Annotated in this window: 21 protein-coding genes; 9 read left to right on the top strand and 12 right to left on the bottom strand. The window is 40.3% G+C overall.

Annotation, left to right across the window (positions count from 1 at the left end):
• The first annotated feature begins 537 nt into the window (after window positions 1-537).
• Window positions 538-1,863 (top strand): hemolysin family protein, encoded by a 1,326-nt coding sequence (locus MKZ26_RS10340; protein ID WP_067213830.1) that lies wholly within the window; start codon window positions 538-540, stop codon window positions 1,861-1,863.
• A 356-nt stretch (window positions 1,864-2,219) separates the two neighbouring features.
• Window positions 2,220-3,299: a ribosome small subunit-dependent GTPase A gene (rsgA, locus tag MKZ26_RS10345; protein ID WP_445683458.1), complete on the top strand. Its 1,080-nt coding sequence runs from the start codon at window positions 2,220-2,222 to the stop codon at window positions 3,297-3,299.
• A 277-nt stretch (window positions 3,300-3,576) separates the two neighbouring features.
• Here rsgA and MKZ26_RS10350 read toward each other — a convergent pair whose 3' ends face one another.
• Window positions 3,577-5,121 (bottom strand): bifunctional GNAT family N-acetyltransferase/carbon-nitrogen hydrolase family protein, encoded by a 1,545-nt coding sequence (locus tag MKZ26_RS10350; protein ID WP_340766122.1) that lies wholly within the window; start codon window positions 5,119-5,121, stop codon window positions 3,577-3,579.
• Between the two features lie 133 nt (window positions 5,122-5,254).
• Here MKZ26_RS10350 and MKZ26_RS10355 point away from each other — a divergent pair, with 133 nt between their 5' ends.
• The 3 genes from MKZ26_RS10355 (at window position 5,255) to MKZ26_RS10365 (ending at window position 7,128) form a co-directional block, all read left to right on the top strand.
• On the top strand, window positions 5,255-5,680 hold the full coding sequence (locus tag MKZ26_RS10355; protein WP_340766123.1) for a disulfide oxidoreductase: 426 nt from the start codon (window positions 5,255-5,257) through the stop codon (window positions 5,678-5,680).
• A 1-nt stretch (window position 5,681) separates the two neighbouring features.
• On the top strand, window positions 5,682-6,161 hold the full coding sequence (locus MKZ26_RS10360) for a thioredoxin family protein (RefSeq protein ID WP_340766124.1): 480 nt from the start codon (window positions 5,682-5,684) through the stop codon (window positions 6,159-6,161).
• A gap of 115 nt (window positions 6,162-6,276) precedes the next feature.
• A complete protein-coding gene (locus MKZ26_RS10365; RefSeq protein ID WP_067205872.1) occupies window positions 6,277-7,128 on the top strand; it encodes an RluA family pseudouridine synthase in 852 nt (283 codons plus the stop codon).
• A 118-nt stretch (window positions 7,129-7,246) separates the two neighbouring features.
• Here MKZ26_RS10365 and MKZ26_RS10370 read toward each other — a convergent pair whose 3' ends face one another.
• Complete coding sequence (locus tag MKZ26_RS10370; RefSeq protein WP_067205870.1) at window positions 7,247-8,182, bottom strand: methyl-accepting chemotaxis protein; 936 nt, start codon at window positions 8,180-8,182, stop codon at window positions 7,247-7,249.
• Between the two features lie 136 nt (window positions 8,183-8,318).
• Window positions 8,319-9,143 carry an aldo/keto reductase gene (locus MKZ26_RS10375; protein WP_340766125.1) on the bottom strand — a complete coding sequence of 275 codons (825 nt, stop codon included), beginning with the start codon at window positions 9,141-9,143 and terminating at the stop codon, window positions 8,319-8,321.
• A gap of 156 nt (window positions 9,144-9,299) precedes the next feature.
• Here MKZ26_RS10375 and MKZ26_RS10380 point away from each other — a divergent pair, with 156 nt between their 5' ends.
• A complete protein-coding gene (locus tag MKZ26_RS10380; protein ID WP_067205864.1) occupies window positions 9,300-10,601 on the top strand; it encodes an NCS2 family permease in 1,302 nt (433 codons plus the stop codon).
• Between the two features lie 48 nt (window positions 10,602-10,649).
• On the opposite strand, the gene MKZ26_RS10385 is transcribed toward MKZ26_RS10380, so the two are convergent.
• From MKZ26_RS10385 to queG, 3 genes are all read right to left on the bottom strand, one after another.
• On the bottom strand, window positions 10,650-10,943 hold the full coding sequence (locus tag MKZ26_RS10385) for a hypothetical protein (RefSeq protein ID WP_067205862.1): 294 nt from the start codon (window positions 10,941-10,943) through the stop codon (window positions 10,650-10,652).
• A gap of 325 nt (window positions 10,944-11,268) precedes the next feature.
• Window positions 11,269-11,742 (bottom strand): tRNA (uridine(34)/cytosine(34)/5-carboxymethylaminomethyluridine(34)-2'-O)-methyltransferase TrmL, encoded by a 474-nt coding sequence (gene trmL, locus MKZ26_RS10390; protein ID WP_067205859.1) that lies wholly within the window; start codon window positions 11,740-11,742, stop codon window positions 11,269-11,271.
• Window positions 11,743-11,859: 117 nt separating this feature from the next.
• Window positions 11,860-12,999 carry a tRNA epoxyqueuosine(34) reductase QueG gene (gene queG / locus MKZ26_RS10395; RefSeq protein WP_340766126.1) on the bottom strand — a complete coding sequence of 380 codons (1,140 nt, stop codon included), beginning with the start codon at window positions 12,997-12,999 and terminating at the stop codon, window positions 11,860-11,862.
• Between the two features lie 56 nt (window positions 13,000-13,055).
• On the opposite strand from queG, the gene MKZ26_RS10400 reads away from it, so the two are divergent.
• Together MKZ26_RS10400 and MKZ26_RS10405 are read left to right on the top strand one after the other, a co-directional pair.
• Window positions 13,056-13,748 carry a B3/B4 domain-containing protein gene (locus MKZ26_RS10400; protein ID WP_067205854.1) on the top strand — a complete coding sequence of 231 codons (693 nt, stop codon included), beginning with the start codon at window positions 13,056-13,058 and terminating at the stop codon, window positions 13,746-13,748.
• Between the two features lie 29 nt (window positions 13,749-13,777).
• A complete protein-coding gene (locus MKZ26_RS10405; RefSeq protein ID WP_340766127.1) occupies window positions 13,778-14,293 on the top strand; it encodes a hypothetical protein in 516 nt (171 codons plus the stop codon).
• A gap of 333 nt (window positions 14,294-14,626) precedes the next feature.
• Here MKZ26_RS10405 and MKZ26_RS10410 read toward each other — a convergent pair whose 3' ends face one another.
• From MKZ26_RS10410 to MKZ26_RS10435, 6 genes are all read right to left on the bottom strand, one after another.
• Window positions 14,627-15,079 carry an SRPBCC family protein gene (locus MKZ26_RS10410; protein ID WP_340766128.1) on the bottom strand — a complete coding sequence of 151 codons (453 nt, stop codon included), beginning with the start codon at window positions 15,077-15,079 and terminating at the stop codon, window positions 14,627-14,629.
• A gap of 399 nt (window positions 15,080-15,478) precedes the next feature.
• Window positions 15,479-16,639, bottom strand: a complete 1,161-nt coding sequence (locus MKZ26_RS10415) for a Ger(x)C family spore germination protein (protein WP_340766129.1) — start codon at window positions 16,637-16,639, stop codon at window positions 15,479-15,481.
• Window positions 16,636-18,117, bottom strand: coding sequence for a spore germination protein (locus MKZ26_RS10420; RefSeq protein ID WP_340766130.1), 1,482 nt, complete (start codon window positions 18,115-18,117; stop codon window positions 16,636-16,638). The genes MKZ26_RS10415 and MKZ26_RS10420 overlap by 4 nt, the downstream gene beginning before the upstream one ends.
• A complete protein-coding gene (locus MKZ26_RS10425; RefSeq protein WP_340766131.1) occupies window positions 18,104-19,216 on the bottom strand; it encodes an endospore germination permease in 1,113 nt (370 codons plus the stop codon). Before MKZ26_RS10425 ends, MKZ26_RS10420 begins: the two co-directional genes overlap by 14 nt.
• Before the next feature lie 612 nt (window positions 19,217-19,828).
• Window positions 19,829-20,179 (bottom strand): hypothetical protein, encoded by a 351-nt coding sequence (locus MKZ26_RS10430; RefSeq protein ID WP_340766132.1) that lies wholly within the window; start codon window positions 20,177-20,179, stop codon window positions 19,829-19,831.
• Between the two features lie 410 nt (window positions 20,180-20,589).
• Window positions 20,590-21,048, bottom strand: coding sequence for an SRPBCC family protein (locus MKZ26_RS10435; protein WP_203248640.1), 459 nt, complete (start codon window positions 21,046-21,048; stop codon window positions 20,590-20,592).
• 305 nt (window positions 21,049-21,353) lie between these two features.
• Between MKZ26_RS10435 and MKZ26_RS10440 the strand changes: the two genes are divergently transcribed.
• Window positions 21,354-21,626, top strand: a complete 273-nt coding sequence (locus MKZ26_RS10440) for a transposase family protein (protein ID WP_340766133.1) — start codon at window positions 21,354-21,356, stop codon at window positions 21,624-21,626.
• Window positions 21,627-21,692: the final 66 nt, after the last annotated feature.

Below are 21,692 nucleotides of genomic sequence, written 5' to 3' on the forward strand. Positions count from 1 at the left end.
AAGTCAGCGAGAATCTTACTGTTCGTTAATATTGGATAAATATATGAATGAGTTAAATTGAATATGACACCAACAGAGAAATACGTAATGAATAACAGCTACTATAGATGTTAAACAAATGAATACGCCGTAAGCGCTTTATAAAGGTTTTTAGGAGGCCACTGAAAAGGTACCAATACTTAGAACTAAATAGAATTCCTGCCAATACCGCTTCGACGCTTTGTGGATGCCTCCCGCGATAAGCCAGAAAGAAGACCACTTTCAGTCTTATCGCTCCGGCTACCACGAAGTCGCGCCTTCGCTGGATAGTCTATTTGAGAAAGCGCATTTCATTAGTTGGGATAAATCCGGTATATATACTGAGCGAAGGCGCCTTACCAGCAAATATACGTAAGACAAGAGTATCTATTTGTTTTTTTCTTGAAAATAAATTATCATAGAGTTAACTAAGGATTTTACCACTATAGGAGGTGTACACTTTGTTCTCCCCCTCATTTGGGTTCGGAACAAAGTAATTATTTGGATATTGCCATACGATTGACAGCATTTGCTGTCTTGATCGCTCTCACCGCATTTTTTGTTGCGAGTGAATTTGCAATTGTGAAGATTAGATCAACACGGATTGACCAACTGGTTGCGGAGGGTAACCAGCGTGCCGTAATTGCGAGAAAGGTAATTAGTAATCTGGACGAGTATTTGTCCGCTTGCCAATTGGGGATTACGATAACTGCTCTCGGACTCGGGATGCTCGGGGAACCAACTGTAAAACTAATGTTAAAACCGATTTTCTCGTATTTCGATTTAACAGCTAGTACTTCCAGTATTCTTTCATTCATTATCGCATTCACATCGGTAACATTTTTGCATGTTGTTATAGGTGAATTGGCTCCTAAAACGATCGCGATTCAAAAAGCGGAAGCCATTACATTGTTATTTGCAAAACCGCTTATTTTATTTTATCGCCTCATGTACCCTGTTATTAAAGGTATGAATGGTTCTGCACGTTTCTTCGTTGGACTGCTTGGCTATAAATCGATTTCTGAATCAGAAGTCGCTCATACAGAAGAAGAACTTCGAATGATTTTATCAGATAGTTTAAAAAGCGGCGAGATTAACCAAGCCGAATATAAATATGTCAATAAGATTTTCGAATTTGATGACCGGATTGCCAATGAAATCATGGCCCCTCGGACAGAAATGATATCAATCGAAAAAGATATGACATTACGTGAAGTATTCGATGTGATGGGTGTTGAACAATATACACGCTACCCTGTCACGGATGGCGATAAAGACCATATTATTGGTCTGGTCAACATGAAAAACCTATTGACAGCATTCATTAAGGAACCAGACACAGCTGGCCATCAACCAATTGTTAATTATATGCAACCGATTATACATGTCATCGAATCGATACCAATCGCCGACCTTCTACTCAAAATCCAACGAGAACGCATTCATATGGCGATTCTAATGGATGAATATGGTGGAACTTCAGGCCTTGTAACTATCGAAGATATTTTAGAAGAAATCGTCGGTGATATTCAAGACGAATTCGATATGAATGAAGTACCAGAAATTCAAATTCTCGGGGAAAACCACTACATTTTAGACGCGAAGATGCGCATCGAAAATGTAAATGACATTCTCGGTATTTCCATTAACGAAGAGGACATCGATACAATCGGCGGCTGGATCATGACCCAACGCTTTGAAGCAATCCAAGGTGAAAAAATTATTGAACAAGGGTTTGAATTCATGGTGAAAGATGTGGATGGTCATCATATTCTCTACCTAGAAGTCATCAAATATGAACAGGACTCCACTGACAGCACTTCAGAATTGTCAATGGAATCCTAACTAAAAGCGTCTTCCCTATGGAGGACGCTTTTTTTGTCCGATACGTTACACTCCCCACCTTCTCAGCTATATTTCAAATGACCTGAAAAGTCTGTATTGACTTTCTTCTTGCGTCTTGTTATTATTAATTCAACTTACAGAAAGCAGGTGAAGTTTTATGGCTATTATCATTGTACCTATTGCTAATTTGATCGGACCCATACTTTCACCTGCCGTGCTTTTATAATAAGCATGCTTATTCTGTTATGCGCGTGAAAGCCGTGGTGTCCGATCAAAGGACCCACGGCTTTTTTATTGTCTAGCTACAGGCGCCTTGCGCTTTTCTAGTACGCACATAACAGGAGGAATATAAATTGATTAATTTAAACGAGTACGGTTGGAATTTATCCCATGAAACGAACTGGGATGATATAAAAGACGGATTAAAAATGAAAAAATGTACGCCTGGGCGTGTCACACTCGAGCATAAAAGAATGTATCGGGTTGTCACAGCTGAAGGTGAATGGCTATCTGTCTGTTCGGGTGCGATGCAGTACGAAGCCGATGAGCGACGAGACTTCCCTGCTGTCGGTGATTGGGTCGCAGTGGAAAAAATGCCTGGTGAAGAACGTGGTATTATCCATGACATATTACCGAGAACATCTCTGTTCTCCAGAAAATCCGCTGGCACAATGATTTCCGAACAAATTATCGCAGTAAATATCGATATCGTTTTCTTGGTCATGTCGATGAATAAAGACTTTAATGCTAGACGACTCGAGCGTTATCTGGTTGCCGCCTATGATTCAGGCGCAAGTCCCGTCGTCGTATTGACAAAGAAAGACGTATGTGATGACCCTTCCTACTACATTGAAGAAGCACGGAATATAGCTATGGGCGCTGATGTTTTCGCCGTGAGCAATGTAACCGGTGAAGGAATTGACGAATTGACCGCACTGTTAGATGGTGGAAAAACAGCGGCCTTATTAGGTTCTTCAGGTGTAGGAAAATCCTCTCTTACAAACGCCATTTACGGCGGTGAAACGATGTTCGTTCAAGATATCCGTGATGATGACGATAAAGGCCGGCATACGACAACCCATCGTGAACTCGTTAAGATTCCTGGCGGCGGTGTACTGATTGATACGCCAGGGATGAGAGAGTTTCAGCTGTGGGACAACAGCGAGAGCCTGGATTCAGGTTTTAAAGACGTGGAAGCATTCACCAATTCATGCAAGTTCAATGACTGTCAGCATAACAATGAACCTGGGTGTGCAGTACAGGAAGCACTTGCTACAGGTGCTTTACCTGAAGACCGCTATGCGAGCTATCTGAAACTCCAAAAAGAGTTGGCATTCCTTGAACGAAAAATGGATGCCGCCGCTCGATCCGAAGACCGGAATAAGTGGAAAAAGATAACAAAAAGTATGCGGAATCATCCTTCGAAGAAGAAATAAGTAAAGAGTCACTATATGAGAAGGGCTGATCTGCTAATCGATAATTTATCGACTAACAAGAACAGCCCTTTTTTGATATGCATATTGATTGTTATCACCGCGTTGAATTGCTTTATCACCGTCATCGGGAGGTTTATCACCGCCATGGACCCGTTTATCACCGTCTTAAACGAGTTTATCACCGCCATGGAATTCCTAGTAAGTCGGAAACTACTTTTTGCGTTACAAAAAACAGCCACGTACACCAGGTTTACCGATATGCGTGGCGTTTTTGCTTTCAATCCTTCTTATACTCGATATGGTACACATCATGACGACGATCTTTTAGTTGCTTCACGGTACCGTCCTGACGCTGGCGACGTAATATCTCGAGGTCGACGTCGCCAATAAGTACCATTTCTAAATTTGCATTCGTTTCTCCTACGATGCCATCCCGAGCAAACTCGAAATCGGATGGAGCGAATATAGCTGATTGTGCATATTGGATATCCATATTTGCCGTCTGTGGCAAGTTTCCGACCGTGCCAGAAATAACAGTGTAAATCTGATTTTCAATCGCTCGGGCTTGGGCACAATAACGGACGCGCAGATACCCTTGTCTATCTTCTGTACAAAATGGTGTGAAGATAATATTGGCACCCATATCTGTTGCAATACGTGCCAATTCGGGGAATTCGATATCATAACAAATTTGGATGGCGATTTTCCCACAGTCTGTATCGAAGACGCGAACCGCATCTCCTGCACTAATTCCCCACCATTTTCGTTCATTTGGCGTAATGTGAATCTTATATTGTTTTTCAATTGACCCATCACGACGGAACAAATACGAAATATTGTAGATTTCTTCATCCTCTTCCTCGACAAAGTGAGATCCACCAATGATATTCACGTTATAACGGACTGCAAGATTCATGAACATCTCAATATATTGCGGCGTATATTCAGTCATTTTACGTACTGCTTGGCTCGGCGATATTTCATCCATAAATGACATAAGCTGAGTCGTGAATATTTCCGGGAAGACGACGAAATCGGAGTTGGCATCAGACGCGACGTCTACGAAGTATTCGCACTGATGAGCCATGTCTTCGAATGATGAAATCTTGCGCATCAAGTATTGGACAACGCAAATACGTACTGGATAACTTGTCTTGAAATGACGCTTCGTCAGCGGTTTATAATCAACGTTATTCCATTCCATAAGTGTTGCATATTTCTTCGATGCTTTATCGTCCGGTAGATAGTTTGGATTAACCCTCATCAACGTAAAGTCATTCATCAGTTGGAACGTCAGTACAGGATCATAGATTTTATGGCGCGACACAGAATCTACATATTCACGCGGCGACATTTCTTCGGCAAATTTATGGTAGTTCGGGATCCGACCACCTAGGATAATCGACTTCAAATTGAGCTCTCTCGCAAGTTCTTTACGTGCTTCATACAAACGCTGTCCGACCTTCATACGGCGGTAGCCAGGATGCACCATAACTTCGATGCCGTACATATTATAACCGTCGGGATTATGGTTTGTTATGTACCCTTCATCAGTGACATCATCCCATGTATGGCGGTCGTCATACTCATCGAAATTGATGATTAGACTGGAGCATGAACCGATGATTTCCCCATCCAATTCAGCAACCATCTGCCCTTCCGGAAAATTTTCCAAATGACTCTTTAGATGCCCCTCTTCCCACGGTTCCATGCCAGGGAAACATAATTCCTGCATACTTAAAAGCCTCGTTATATCCTCAAATTTCATCTGACGAATAACCATACTTATTTCAAACTCAGACAAATCAAATTCTTCACTCATCCGAAACACCTCTTCCCAACCTGTATCTCTCCATTATACCGCAGTTGCCCCTACAGTTAATAATGTTTTACTTGTTTAATACGACACCCTATAATCAAATGTGTATGTAGTTTACCAAGCAGGAGATGATTATATGCAAAAACGACTAGAAAACAGTCTCATTATTATTTGGTCAGTTTCATTTGTCGCAACGCTCGGTTCGTTATACTTTTCGGAAGTACGCGGATATGAGCCCTGTACGCTCTGTTGGTACCAGCGGATTCTGATGTATCCAATCGTACTCATTTCAGGTGTCGCCCTGTTCCAAAAAAACGCACGAATTGCCTTGACTCTAGCTGTTTTCTCGATTGTTGGTGGAAGTATCTCCCTCTATCATTATGGAATTCAAAAGCTGACTTTTTTGAGCAATAGTGCACCTACTTGTGGAAACGTGTCTTGTACAGGACAATACATCAACTATCTCGGATTCATCACCATTCCATTCTTGGCGCTTACGGCATTTTTAATCATCTTAATCACAAGCCTTTTCATGATGAAATGGCAGAAGGAGTCGAAGTAACTTGAAAAAATTATTAATCATTGGCGGTGCTATTGTCGCGGTCTTCATCCTCATTGTCGTATTATCGAACAAAGCGGACCAAGCAAAAATGAAAGACAATCCATATGGAACGGATAATCTTGAAAAACCAACAATCGATTTGATAGGCAATGAAAACTACAGCAACATCGTCTTGCCAGATGCTCTGTTCAAAAAAATAGAGGCCGGTGAATCAGTAACGGCCTATTATTTCCACCCTGAATGTCAATTTTGCATGGAAATGACACCTGTTTTGATGCCAATTGCAAAAGAGATGGATGTCAACGTACTGCAATATAACATGATGGAATTTGGTGATAAAGCCGGAATGGATACAGACTATAAAATTGAACGTTGGCCAGCCCTCGTCCACTACAAAGATGGTAAAGAAGTCGGACGTATGCTCGGCGCACAACCCGAGGAAAATATACGTGCATTTTTCACTGAATTCGAAGGCAAATAATATGGAACGAAGTCTAAGTTCGCTGCGTCCTGCGGCAACTAGGAGGGATGAAGTACAATCCCTCACGCTTCATGACCTACATCCTGTAGGCCCACGACTGGAAGGAATGATTTAAATGGCTTTATTTCATTATAAAACACAAGAAGACAATATGACGGTTGAATACTTGCTCAAAGATAAATGGCAAGGCGGTAAAAAGACGGTCCACCTTATGCGTATGGCCAAGAGTGTACTAGATTCGAACGGCGAACCCGTAGACGACTGGCGCTTACCTCTCGCGAAAGGTACAGAATTGGTGTTTACTTTCCCTGATGCAGCTTCCACGTATATTGCTGATGAACAAGTTGAACTTACCGTACTTTTTGAAGACGAGCATATCCTGGCAGCTGTTAAACCTGCTGGTATGACAACACATCCCGATGGTCCAAGGGACAAAGGTACACTGATGAATGCTGTCATGGCATATGTAAAAAACAATGGCGGGGATTATGCCGAGCATATCCATCGTCTTGATAAAGGAACTTCCGGTGTTGTTCTCGTTGCGAAGCATCCAATTGCGAAGGCACTCTTCGACCGTATGATTGAGAATAATGACATCTCACGGAAATACACGGCAGAAGTTGACGGTTACTTGAAACGACCTAAAGGTTCCATTAGACTTCCGATTGGAAAAGACCGCCATCATCCAGCCAAACGAATTGTTTCAATGTCTGGACAAGCCGCTGTTACAAACTTCCGACTTATTGAACGTAAAGAAGAGACTTCCATTGTAGAGGCTGATCTTGAAACCGGTCGGACACACCAAATCCGCGTACATTTATCACATATTGGATACCCAGTTACAGGCGATACACTATATGACGGCAGTGAAACGGAAGACGGTCATTATCGGTTAACTGCAACTGCGTTATCGTTCATCCATCCTTTTACAGAAGAACAGACGCTTATCGAAATGAAAAATATCTAAAAAAAATGCCATGGAGAGTATTTCTCCATGGCATTTTTTTAATCAATTACACTTAGTTTGTGGCATCCTCAGAACGCGGCGATTTTAGTCTAGATACCCTCGCCCCTACTGAATCAAATTAAAACGCTAGTTGACGGATTCCATTCTCAAGACGCTCATCAACTTCTTTTGCATCTTCAATATGTTCCACAATTAGATTATGTGCTTGTGAGAATAAACTTTTCGCACCGTGAAGTTCATGTTTCACTTCTTCGGACAGTTTTTTCTGTTCTTCAATCATTTCTTGAATAGCACCAATGTCACCTTGGCTTACCTCAATCGTGCTTAGGATGCTTTCAATTTTTAATGCAGTTGCCAAACTTACTTCGACTCCTTTTTCAACGAGCTCAGCACTTTTCCTTGTAGCGGCAAGCGCTTGCTCGATTTCATTGCGAAGTGAAGAAGTTAATGTTTGGATGTTTGCCGTACTATCCGACGTGCTTTCAGCAAGTTTCCTTACTTCTTGGGCAACGACCGCGAACCCTTTTCCGGATTCTCCAGCCCGTGCCGCCTCGATTGACGCATTCAATGCAAGCAAATTCGTTTGCGCTGCAATATCTTCAATGACGCCGACAATTGACTGTATCTCAACTGATCTAGCGCTTAAGTTCGTCATGTTCTGTTCGGAAGCTTGAATTTGGATTCCCAAATCTTTGATGACATCGGCTGTCGCCTTTACCTCTTTCGTTCCTTCTGATGCTTCTTTAACCATGCTATGAGATTGTTCTTCAAGTGAACGACCTTTTTCAAACAAGTCCTGTGACTTTTCCGAAGTTCTTTCGCTTAGTTCACCCACGTTTTCAAACCTTGTCTCAATCTGACTAACTGCTTCTCCTAATACGTTATGTTGCGCATTTACTTTCTCATGCTGATTGACAGCAGCATTCAACTCGCTTTTTAAGTCAGTTAAACGTCCTTGATCCTGTTGTTCTTTATCCGAATACGCCAACTTCAAACGGTCAATTTCTAGTTGAAGACGATCATCCTCGATACCCTTTTTCTTGCTTCTGAACATGGTAATCAATTCCTCCTACACCCTTTTTTTCATCATACCATAAAATACCTCATTTTGAATGTAGTATTTGTGCTAAAAGTTGCAATACTATGAATAGCATTAAGACTTATGACACATATCATGTACGCTGATGAAATTAGTATGAATCCGGATTGGTTCCCGTCCGCTCATCGCGATTAAGTGCGTTAATCGATGCCATTTCTTCAGATGACAGTTCAAAATCGCCAACTTCATTATTTTCACTTATACGTTCAGGTGTCACCGACTTTGGAATAACGATGAGATTATTTTGCAAATGCCATCTGATAATAACTTGCGCTGGTGTTTTACCGTACTGTTCGCCGATAGTAAGAAGCGTTGGTTCTGCAAGTAGCTTCCCACGTGCAAGCGGTGACCAAGACGTCACAGCAATTCCATTCTCTTCGCAAAACGCACGGAGTGGTTCCTGTGTTAGATACGGATGGAGTTCAATCTGGTTCACCATTGGCGCAACATTTGCTTTTACAAGGATTTTTTCAAGATGATGGGCATGATGATTGGAGACACCTGTAGTACGGATCAGTTTTTCGTCATACAACCGTTCAATCGCTTTATAAGTGTCGACATATTTTTCTGACACGGGCCAATGTGTCAAATAAAGATCCAAATATTCTAAACCTAATTTCTTCAATGAAGTCTCGAATGCGCGGAGTGTCCCGTCATAGCCCTGATCAGTATTCCATACCTTCGATGTGATGAACAGCTCTTCCCGTGGTACACCAGAGTGACGGATCGCTTCCCCCGTTTCCCTTTCATTCTCATAGATTGCCGCTGTGTCAATTGCGCGATATCCTGTTTCTAGTGCGTATGTAATTGCTTCGACAGTCTGACCCGGATCCGTCATCTTATAGACGCCAAGTCCTAATTGTGGCATTTTCACACCATTTGCTAGCTCAAGTGTTCCGTTGAATCGTTTTGTCATTTGAATTTCCCCTTTCGAAACTTATTCTTTAATTGTACAAGCGGCATTCGAATATTACGAATTACCTGATTGCATTTCAGAGTTGAATTTTATCGTAAAAACGAATATTATTGTAAATGTACTTCATTTCGTTCGTATTCTGAAAGGAGATTTACATTGTTTCATTTAAAAAAACATAATACCACTGTGAAAACGGAAGTATTGGCCGGTATGACAACTTTTTTGACAATGGCCTATATTGTCATCGTCAATCCGATTATTCTTGCTGACGCCGGCGTACCATTTGAGCAAGTATTCATTGCGACAATTATCGCTGCGGTTATCGGTACACTTTGGATGGCACTTTTCGCCAATTATCCAATTGCAATTGCACCAGGAATGGGATTGAATGCTTATTTTACATCGGTTGTTCTCGCATCTGATGGTCAACTCGACTACATGACTGCTTTTTCTGCAGTATTCATAGCTGGATTAATATTTGTTCTGTTGTCCTTGACTTCATTCCGTGAAAAATTAATTGAATCAATTCCTGAGAGTCTGAAGCTCGGGATTACAGCTGGGATAGGGTTATTCATCGCCTTTATCGGCTTGCGTCTTTCTGGACTCGTCGCTCCACATGAGGCGAATCTTGTTAAGCTTGGCGACCTTACGTCTCCGCCCGTTCTACTCGCTTTGTTCGGCCTTCTCGTGACGGTTATTCTTATGACTTTGAATATCTATGGTTCGATTTTCATTGGAATGGTTCTAACTGGAATTGTCGCAGTCTTTACCGGTCAGCTCAAATTTGAAGGTGCCTTATGGAAAATGCCTCAATTACCGGAAGGGATTCTTGTTTGGAATCCGATTACTGCATTCGGTGACGTCATTTCACATGGTTTGTATGGGGTGGTTTTTGCCTTTCTCATCGTTACCTTGTTCGATACCACCGGCACGATGATTGGTGTTGCAAAACAGGCTGGCCTTATGAAAGGCAATAAGCTGCCACGTGCACGTCATGCATTACTTGCAGATTCTGTTGCAACAACATTCGGATCGATGTTCGGTACGAGCCCAACAACGGCGTACATCGAATCTTCATCTGGTGTTGCAGTAGGTGGCCGGACAGGATTGACATCACTGACTGTCTCTATCCTCTTCCTTGTCGCGGCATTTTTCGGTCCACTCGTCAGCACATTGTCTGGTGTATCTGCAATCACAGCTCCTGCTTTAATTATCGTCGGAAGCTTGATGATTGGCGCAGTGAAAGATATTGATTGGGATTCATTCGATGAAGCATTCCCAGCATTCCTCGTTATTCTAACAATGCCACTCACATCGAGCATTGCGACAGGAATCGCTCTTGGTTTCATCACATACCCGCTATTGAAAGTTGTGAAAGGGAAAGGAAAACAAGTTCCTATCCTGTTATATATTTTCGCAGTACTGTTCACCTATCAGCTGCTCTATTTACCACATTAAAAAATACCCTTCCGTTAGTATTCGGAAGGGTATTTCTTACATATTGATTTAGCGTCTAGAAGTGATAGCTGACATTACGAGCGCTCCTGCAGTTAGTAGGTGCATGAACCAGCCAATGAACGGAATAGCACTCACTATGCTCGTTACGAGACCTAGGATGGGTGCTGCCTTACCCTGCATGTCCCGAATTGAAAGCAGTAACGTAATGGCATGTAAAACGAACATGACACCCAGCACTGAGTATCCGGAGCTTATAACAAAAACTCCTCCAATGATTGGAATTGCAAGAAAACCTTCTGCAATTGCCGTGATCCATTTCATTCCTGTCGAGTAATTTTTCATACTATATTCTACCTCCATATTATTTAAGTCGTTATGTTATATACGGACAAGCGGACAAAAAGTTTCATTTTTCTTGGCTCTGTCACAATTTTTCCTGACGGTCGTTTCAATTCCATTTAAAATAGGGTATACTTAACGAAGCTACTAATGAATTTACAGGAGGTACCTATCATGACAGTAATTCTAATTATAGGTGTTTGCTTTGCATTCCTATCTGCAATTTTCACAGGCGGATACGATGATAAACCGGGCAAGGTTAAGATACCTGGCCTAAAAAAATAACAATAAGTAAAACGGGACATGCCTTCAGGCTGCCCCGTTTTTTTTATACCAATCCTGGATAAGATTGTTGCCTAAGCGCTTCATATATAAGTATCGCCGCCGTGTTCGATAAATTAAGCGACCGAATGTTGTCGTTCATCGGGATTCGTAGACACCGTTCTTTATTCTCCTCTAAAATTTCTTCAGGAAGTCCGCTCGTCTCTTTACCGAAGACGAAAAATATATCTGTTGCACCATCAGAATAATCGAATGCAGTATGAGTCCTTTCACCGTGTTTTGTCAAAAAGTAAAAAACAGCATCGGGATTCGCCGCGAATAGCTCACGAATTCCTTCATGATATGTAATGTCGACGTGCTCCCAGTAATCGAGCCCCGCACGTTTCAACATTTTGTCATCCGTCGAAAACCCAAGCGGTTTCACAAGATGAAGTTTCGCTCCTGTTCCTGCGCATGTCCTTGCAATGTTCCCTGTGTTTGCAGGGATTTGTGGTTCAAATAACGCTACGTGTATAGCCATCTCAGTGATTCCTCCAATTAAACTTTTTCTTACTATAGATTTGTTGAAAAATAGAACCCCATTGAATTTACTTCTGCTACCTCTTGTAAGGAGCCTTCGTTTAGTTTATATAGGCATTCATTTCTTTAATATATAAGTATCCGCTGCCTTTTCTAATTCAGCACGCACTTCCGGATCTTCCTCTTTCGATAATGCTTCCTTAATCGCTACATATCCTTCTTCCAAACCAATTCGACCAAGTGCCCATGCAATCGTACCACGAATGACGGGCCTTGGATCGTTCTCTAACATACTGATCAATTCAGGTACCGCAGACTCCTCCTTAAAATGTGCGAGTGCAATAATTGCATTTCGCTGAATCGGATTTTTTCCGCGCCAAGATCCTGATACATGTCCAAATTTCTCTTTAAATTCTCGATTCGACAACCTGAGCACAGGCTGAAGAAGTGGCTTCGCCAGTTCAGGGTCCGGTTGGAATGCTTGCTGATGCAAATTATGCTTTCCTTTATTTTTCGGACATACCGTTTGACACGTATCACACCCGTAAATCCGATTACCAAACTCCGCACGAAATTCTTCCGGGATTGGCTTTTTCGACTGTGTAAGGAAAGCAATGCAACGCTGCGCATTTAATTGACCACCCTGAATCAATGCACCGGTTGGACATACATCAAGACAAAGTGTGCAATCCCCACATTCATCTTCCATTGGAACGTCCGGCGCAAAAGGGATATTGGTAATCATTTCACCCAGGTACACATACGAACCGAATTCCGGCGTAATTATTGAACAGTTTTTTGCCGACCAGCCAATCCCCGCCCGTTCTGCAACAGCGCGGTCTGCAAGCTCACCCGTATCTACCATCGAGCGAACCTTTGCTTTAGGTGCATGTTCTAGTATAAATTCCTCAAGCAGTCTCAGCTTTTCACGAAGGACTGTATGATAATCTGTTCCCCATGATGCACGGCAAAAAATACCCCGGCGCTCGCCTTTTTTTCCTCTCGGAGAATCCGCCATTTTGGATGGATAAGCTACAGCAATTGCAATAATGCTTTCTGCTTGATCAAGCAAAAGAGCAGGTTCTGTCCGTTTATCTAAATCCTTTTCTTCAAAACCCGACTGATAGCCTAGTTCTTGCTGCCGCTTCAAGCGGTTTTTCAACTCACGAAATGGTGCAGCTGTTGTAAAACCAATTTTGTCGATGCCGATTGACTCCGCATAGTCCCTCACTGACTGTTGCAACTGAACAGCATTCACACTGTATCGCCTCCACTATGCTACTATTGAATTAAACTATATAAAGGGTGAAGTCATTGATTATTGAAATGGATATGAAGCTTTTAGGTGCCGTACCCGGATTAAAATTGGGCATTAACCATTATACCAAAATTACAGTGTCAGAATCGCCTCAAATGCTAAAAGGAAAATTGCAATTATTCCAAGAGCAACTTTTCTTTGAGTTGGAGAACAAGTCTGTACCCGAATTCCCTGGCATTAAAGAATGGCGTACTGTGTGGAAAGCACTTGGCGCAGACCCTAATCGATACCGTCATTCTACTGAAGCACTTATGCGGCGGATTAAGAAGCAAAACTACATCGATCCATTCCACAATGCTGTCGACTTGAATAACTTCTTTTCCTTGCAGCACGAAATTCCAGTAGGCATCTATGACCTCGAAAAAATTGTCGGCGATATAGTCGTTACTTCAGGGACAGAAGAGGATGGATATGATGGATTGAATGGTCGTTTTAATTCATTACAAAATATTCTACTGTTAAAAGATGATTATAGCCCATTCGGTAGTCCATATGTCGATTCTATACGCAGCGCTGTAACAGAAGATACGACAGACGCGCTACATATCTTCTTCCTACGCCCGTCCATGGATGCTACTGAAGCGTTTGAACTGACAACAGCATGTGGGAACATGTTCACTAGTCTTAGTGGTGGAGATGTTCGTTCATATGTTTTGCACGAGGGACAAACTTCCATTATAGTTGACTGACAATGTTTCTAAATGGGGGGAATGAACAAATGGGCAACATAACACTCGCTGAAGCTGTGAAATTAAAAAGTGTTTTAACAAAACGAATTCATGAGCTTGAAGATGAAATGAGACGCGTCGCCTTTACGACTGTAGAAAAAGGCAACACCCCTGATCAAGGACCACGTAGCCTTAAAATCGTGGAAACAGAATTGGATGAAGTCCGTTTAGATAGTCGAGTCCTCGACCGTCTCATGTATCGTGCCAATATCGATAATGAAATCGAGTTCCAAGGGCAACAACTTGCGATTGTCGAAGCGATTGAACTTGCCATACAATTGCGTGCAAAAGCCCGCTTTTACAAAGAACTCTCTATGGCAGAAAAAGAAGAGATTCAATACGGCTACTCTGAAGGTACGGTCGTATACCGTGTTGCTTTATTCGATCCTGAGGATTATCGGGTGAAATCATTGCAAGCAGAAAAGGATGCACATAAGTTATCTAATTCTATTAATGCAAAAAACTATTCGATTGTCTTGAAATTTGATGATACGAAGTACTTTTAATTTCCTTGGAAAGGTGAGACTCCTCTCCAGGGCATAGAGTAGGGATCAATCCAAATTAAATTGCAGGCAAACCAATAACCTGTCACCATTTATTTTGTGACCAATCCCCAATGACCAACCAAGGCAATTGCAATAGACAACCCAAACTAGTGTCATCGGATCCCCTCTATGAAAATCGCTCCTTGCGCTTCGGCGGTAAGGAGCGATTTTGTTTAGGCTCAATTTTTGAACGGCTGTGTTTTCTCGCCATCGATTAGTAATGTCCAGGTTCCACTCTCTAGAAAACTTGTGCCACCAAGTTTATCAAGTCGATTTTTCCTGATGAAATGCCTCTTACTCATTTTCTGCAATATGCTTCAGAGCTCTTGCTCGACTCACAATAAAGTTTCTCATATAGCTTTCCAAAAACAACTTATCCGCAATAACACCAATCACTCCACAGGGTGATTTATATTGAAATCTGTCAATCATCAGAGTACCATTATCCTTCTCAATAAACTGATGAATATGGTGAAAAGAGTGGAATGCTCCTTTTATCATTATGTCTTCAAACATATACGGTCTATCCATCACCGTTACTTTGGCAGTTAGTCTTTGTCTTATACCGAAATGGACGGCCTCCCATGTAACAACATCCCCGGCTAGCAATAAACCTGTTGTCACTCCACCGACAGCCTTCTCTTTCGTTCCCTCTGTGGTACGGGTATGAATATCCACGTCTCGTGCAAGATCAAAGCAACGTTCTATCGAGGCCTGAACGAACTCCTGGTGTTCAATTAATGGCATAATATTCCTCCGCTCTCTATTCTTTCATCTAAATATATATTGAAATAAAGAATTAAATTGCATTGAATTCTTTAAAGCGCTAGGGGTAACCAAAGCCCGCATTCGCTCAGTTAAGTCATCTTATATAGTAGTAATTAAACACAAAAAAACACAACCGAAGTTGTGTTTTTCATCTGATACCCGAGGCCGGTTTCTATTATGGCCTATGGATGCTGTTAAATCAGTACTTCCGACAATCCTTGTGTAAAATTTGTGTGAAATTGTTTAAGTTTATAATTTTGTCCGCTTACTCTTTCGATAGAGTAAGCGCCTTTTTATACAACGACTTCCCCTGAAAGTTCGGCAATCAGCAGTGTATACAATATGTTCTACAGCGGTTTAAATCCATCCATCTCTTTTCTACTTTATTGTTTCCTTGAAAGATTTTCTTCCTGATTTAATCTCTTTTATTTTAATATCCAGCTTACCAATTGAGTTATCTGTTAATTCCACCTTTCCATCCTGCTCAACTCTTTTCCAAGCCTTCACATTTTCACGATATAAATATTCTGATAAACGATAAATATCGATATCTCTTTTTAATGCTTCTTTGTACGTTTCCTTTATCTCTTGTTCAATTTTTTTTTCTAATTGCTTCCTAATTTGTTCGATTGTTACTTTTCCCTGAATTGAAGCAATTTCAATAGTCATTTTAACATTAATATCAAATTTTAAAGTATCGCTCTCTACGACTGGATCCACATTTTTTTTTATTTTTCCAACTGTAATTGTTACGTTCTCTTCATCTTCACCCTCTCCCGTATCTATCGATATCTCCGTCCTTTTCATCTTGTTATTCATCCAACGTAATCCACGGGCTTTGTCACTAGTTATAAATCCTTTAAAGCCATCTTTCGAGACAACTCCAACCCCAATTACTTTTGCAATATCGTTTTTTCCCTCTATCGTTTCCCAATTTTTAACAATAGATATAACCGGCATTACGGCTTCGTGGCTCGGCTCATTTAATCCGATGATCGTCATACGCATATTAACAGGTTCAATAAATGATTCTTGCATATATGAATTCCTTGGATCTCCAAGTCTAGATAAGGCAAGTGACGTATTAATAATCGGAACTGTTAGCAGTACATCTTTTACGGAATCCTCTGTACTGTAAAACCAAATTTGGTACCTTATTTCTCTATATCGGCTTAACAAATCAATGACGGTATTCATTCGTCCTTTTTTCAACGCTTCTTCAGAGTATACAACAAAAGTAAGGTGCCCCCAAAAAAGCTTTTGATCAAGTGAGTGATATAAATTAAATATTGCTTCATCCACTGTCTTACCAGAAGCTTGTCCAACCTCACTATGTTCGGATTCGCCATCCGGTTGTTCTGATTTAGCCACGGTAGAAAAATTTATCACTTGTGCATATATAGTATACATATCGTCTTCATAATCAATACCAATTCCATGAATATACAACATACGTTCAGATTCATTATGACTCGAGCACCCAGAAAGTAGTATCACAATAAAAAGTATAGTGAAAAAGATAATCTGTGTCCTGCTCATTTTTCATCCTCTTTTAATCTTATTTTATCTTTTGGACTTAACTCATGCGGTCTTTCCACATAATCTTTTTGCGGTAATCTTAACATTGTTTTTTTTACCGTGAACCAACTTAGATCTGCCACTACATTTAAATATGGAACACCAAACGTTCGCATATTTGCTAAATAAAGAATAATAAAAAATATTGAAGTAAAAAGTCCAAAGAAACCCAAAAATGCTGTTAATATGACTGAAAAGAACCTCAATATACTCACAGCCGCAACTAACGATTGATTCACCAAGGTGTATGTCGCAATCGTTGAAACAGCTATGATAACAATCATTGCCGGACTCGTAATCCCAGCCTGAATAGCCGCATCACCGATAATTAAGCCCCCAACGACACTTATTGTCCCTCCAATTGCAGAAGGAAGTCGTAAACCGGCTTCGCGGAATAATTCAAACATGATTAACATTAGCAACATTTCAATCACTGAAGGAAGCGGAAGTCCTCTTTGTGATTGTACGACTGTAGCTAACAATAGCATAGGTAACTGGTTTTGATGAAATGTCGTCAAGGCTAGCCAAGTTGCTGGAAGTATTATACCTATTAAAAGACTAGACAATCTCAATAACCGTGCGAATGAACTGAATATAGTTGGGTACTCGTTATCCTCAGCTGTTTTAAGGAGCAGGAATAAATTTACGGGCGTGATAATTCCATAAGTGACTCCATCAACTAGGATTAGAAATCTTCCTCTTGCAAGAGATTGAACAGCATGATCCGGTCTTCCTGTGTAATCATGTTTCGGGAAAATGTTCGAACCATTATCTATCTGCTCCATTAAAATATCACCACTAAAAATGATATCTATATCGACTTTATTCATTCGTTCTTTTATTTCATTTAGAATCTCTTTGTTCGCTATATCATCAAAATAAAGTATGGCTACAGTCGTTTTGGTTCTTTTCCCTAATTCGAATTTTTCAACGCATAATGAATCCGTTGGTAGACGTTTCCTTATTAAAGCGATATTAATCGAAAGATCCTCAATAAAGTTATCCCTTGCCCCTTTCACCGGAACTTCTATATTCGATTCTTCAGGAGTACGATTCGGGATATTTGCGATATTACTTGAATATAGAACATCATAATCTTCAAAATAAAGAAGGACTCTCCCGGAATAAACACTAGAAACTATTTCGCTTTTTCCTTCTATTTTCTTTATTTCTGGAATGTGTAAGTAACTTTCCACTGCTTCCTCAAATGATATTTTCTTAAGGGCATCAAAGAATAGTTGAACCCGCTCGATTACTACAGCGTTTAATAAATGTCGATCAATCATTGCGTCGCAAGTTATAAACATCACTTTACGCTGTTTAAACGTATATTCTTGAAACTGTACGTCCGAAGATTTCTGAAATATCCGCCTTAATTCTGTTGCGTCGATTATAGCTTTCACAGGTTCGCTTGGGTTGCTTTTTTCACGCTTCTTCATAGTCTTGTTTTATCTCCTTTCTGGATGACTTTGACGACACAAAGGCAACAATCGCCAAGAACAGAGAAGTGACAAAAAAAACAAAGAAGGTAATTGGCAAGATATATTTCCCTTTTAACTCAACGAATTTGATATCGCTCATGGCAAATAGTGATAAACATATTATTATGAAAACAGGAGCAATAAATGTGAAAATTTTCTTCTTTTTCTTATTCAAATTTAACAGGTCGATCACAACGAATAAAATTAATCCAACTCTTATAAAAGTACCTGTTAGCCATTGATAAATTGATAAAAAATCAAGATGCTCGAAAAAGCGTCCAATGGTCACAAGTCCCCATTCTTCATAAGCAGGAAAACGCTGCTTAGCCGCTTCTTCAGGTCCAAACTCTGTAATTGCTCCGGTTAATGGACCTAGCGTTAACCCCATTAAAATGAAAGCCATCACTACAAAATGAGAAAAGCGAATTCGACTTTTTATTTTATGTTGAATGAAGATAAAGAAAATCAGTTCGACAATCCCTGAAGCAGGATATATCATCCCTTTAATTACAGGTTGGAATCCATCTTCAAAAAAAGGTCGTAACAAATTGTAATCTTTCACCTGAAAATTCGTAAAAGCGGCAAAAAAACCAAAACCAACCACTCCAACTAAAACAATTACATTTATCATGACAATCGTTTGAATATCAGTTGTTGCTAGTAGTACACAAAGAATTGTAAAAATAACTAACAGGAACATAAAAGGGGTTTCCGGTAAAAATGTGTTCGTCACGAATTGTAATGTTTCCCTCATCGTGACAGAAGCGAGAAACAAAAGATATGCGATCGTTGTATATAGAAAAATGAATGAACTGACTTTACCTATTTTTTCTTCCAACCAATCTCTAATTGGCTCTTGGTTTGATTTTTTATGAATGTATAACAATAGAATTCCCCACGGCAACATAAACAACGTTGCTAGTACCACTGACGCCCATCCATCTCTCCCACCAACTTGCAAAAGCGGTGGGAGTATTGTGACATGGTTTTTTAAACCAATCACAGTCATTGAAAGGAATATTACATGCAAAATGCTAATTGGGTCGGACTTCTTCATGTAATATAACCTCCAACATTAGCTTCTAACATTTATCTTTCACACAAGTAAGTAAGTTTATACCCTATAGCTACTGATTGTTTTCCGCCACGAAGGAACATTGGTTTGGATCTATGTCAAAAGTAGAATGAGAAAACGTACCATTTGTTTGAAGAATGGAAATGCGAGGATCTAATTTCAAATTTGGTAGCTGACCTTTCAAGTTGTGATCAACGAATTCTAGATGAAATAGATTGCACTTGTTGAAGAAGCCCATGATGAGTATGACAGTCGTCTACGTGGAGGATCAGTACAAGCATCAAGTCAAGGTTCAAGCCAGAAGCCTCTGAGAAATAGGAATGATGATAAAGCATCCAAAAAAGCTGTCAAAGTAGGGCGCCTAAAAACTAAAATTGGAAATCAGTCCCTTGATTCTGAAGTGCACCCCAAAAGTTATAGTTAAAATCCATTGGCTCCAAAATACTGTCAAGAATTTCTTGTTGCATTGCTTTATCAAGTAAAGAGTCAATATCCGTATCTCTACTTTAATTATTTTTTCAACTTATTTAAATCGACAACTAACGATTTAAATTTTTGAGTAGCCTCCATTCCAGAGTCTGTAGATGTATCCGACTACATGGAGGAAAAGATTTCTTTCACCTCTTCCTGAATCCTATCCAGTTTTCGAGTCACCACATCTTGTGCGTGGCTACGAACAATCAAAGAAACGTTTTCCTTTTGATCAACCGTTTCCCAAAGGGCATTTTCAAGGATGATAATATCATCAACTTTTACTACCTGTCTTTGGTTTATCAAAGCTTTTGCTTGAAGAATCGACAGCGACTGTTTAAACCGCCTGTCAGAAGGACGGATTCCTTCATCACGCAATTCATTACGGATTTTTGAAAGAGTTTCATATACTTCGTCAGGAATTGTAACCATGTCAGTAAAAAACTGAAGTTGAACCAACTCATCCATTGTCATGGAGGGCATAACCTGATTTTGACCGGTCCCCTTCATCATTGAAACAAAATTCATTTCATCTGCAATGTAATCTAATCCGAACCTAAGTAAAAACCTGTCGAAAAGAGCTTTAAGTCCCTCTTCCGGTATTCGTTCGAAGCTTCAACGACTGACATCAAATGAACCCTTACTGGCGTCCCTTTATTATAGAATAGCCTTTCGTTTATAAGCGTTAGCCAAGCTATTCAAGATTGCCGAGTTGGCTTTGAATATTTCTTCAAGGAAAATTACATTATCTGAAAAACTAAAGCATGTTCAACTTTAGCATCCCGTTAGCGTGAGTACATTTCCTCGCTATCCATACTAGCTCCACTCTAATGAAGGGTTATAAAACGATTCTGAATCCAATGAGAACCTAAAATTAAGATATTTTAGTATTTCGTCGCTTCAGCAACCTTTTTTACCTTTTGGGCATGACGGGCAATAAAATGGCTCATATAATTTTCCAAAAATAATCGATTAGCTACTTTGCCTAAAATGCCAAAAGGGGATTTATATAAGAATGTATCTTTCATGATTGTTTCTGTGCCCCTTTCAATGAATTCATGTGTATGTGTAAACGAATGAAAGGCTCCATGAACCATGGCATCGGTGAATCTGTAAGGCTTCACCATTTCGATGATTTGAGACGTTAATTTTTGTTTCATCCCAAAATGGGTCGTTTCCCAAGTAACGAAATCGCCACGCTCCATCAATCCAAACGTAATTCCGCCAATGGCTATTTGTTTCGTTAGCAACGTTTTTCCTGCATGAACTTCAACAGTTCTTGCAACATCGAAACAAACTTGGATGGGAGCATGGATTGAAATTTCATGTTTGATGATTGGCATGATGTCACCCTTTTTTGGTATATAAATATTATGACAGTTCCTGTGCGCGGTGTATTTATAACAATTCAATTGGAAGCTCGCCAATGACAGCTAGTATCGGATTTCAAGTTATATTTTATGCAATTAATACGAGGTGCCAGATTCTAACACAATTTTGAATTCAATGAGAACATGGTAACCGAAATTTATTCAGGCAGTATGGTGGCTCAACACCAAAGTCTGTTCTTGACGTAAAAAAGTATGCAAAAAAACACCCGTATCCCCTATAGTTGTAAGTACCAGCAAACAACGAAAGAGGGATACAGATGCACGCTCATTTTACCAGTCTTCTTCTCAATTTAAAAGAGATAACTATTACCAACATTGTAAATGTCCAAGATGATTTCTATATTTATGTCCAACCAACTGACTATCTGCAAGTTTGTCCTCAATGCGAGGGGAGGAATGTCATCCGTAAAGGCACTGCCTATGAGCGAAAAGTCCGGCACCTTCCAGCCTTTGGCCGTTGTGTTTATCTCTTGCTTCCAGCAATCCGCATGTCGTGTAACCAATGTGGGGCTTCTTTCGTTTGGCAGTAGGCGTGTGTCGCGCCTAAAAAGCGCTATACCAAACAATTTGAAGCAACCATTCCTAGTCATGTCGTT

The sequence above is a fragment of the Sporosarcina sp. FSL K6-6792 genome (genome assembly GCF_038004885.1).
GTDB lineage: Bacteria > Bacillota > Bacilli > Bacillales_A > Planococcaceae > Sporosarcina > Sporosarcina psychrophila.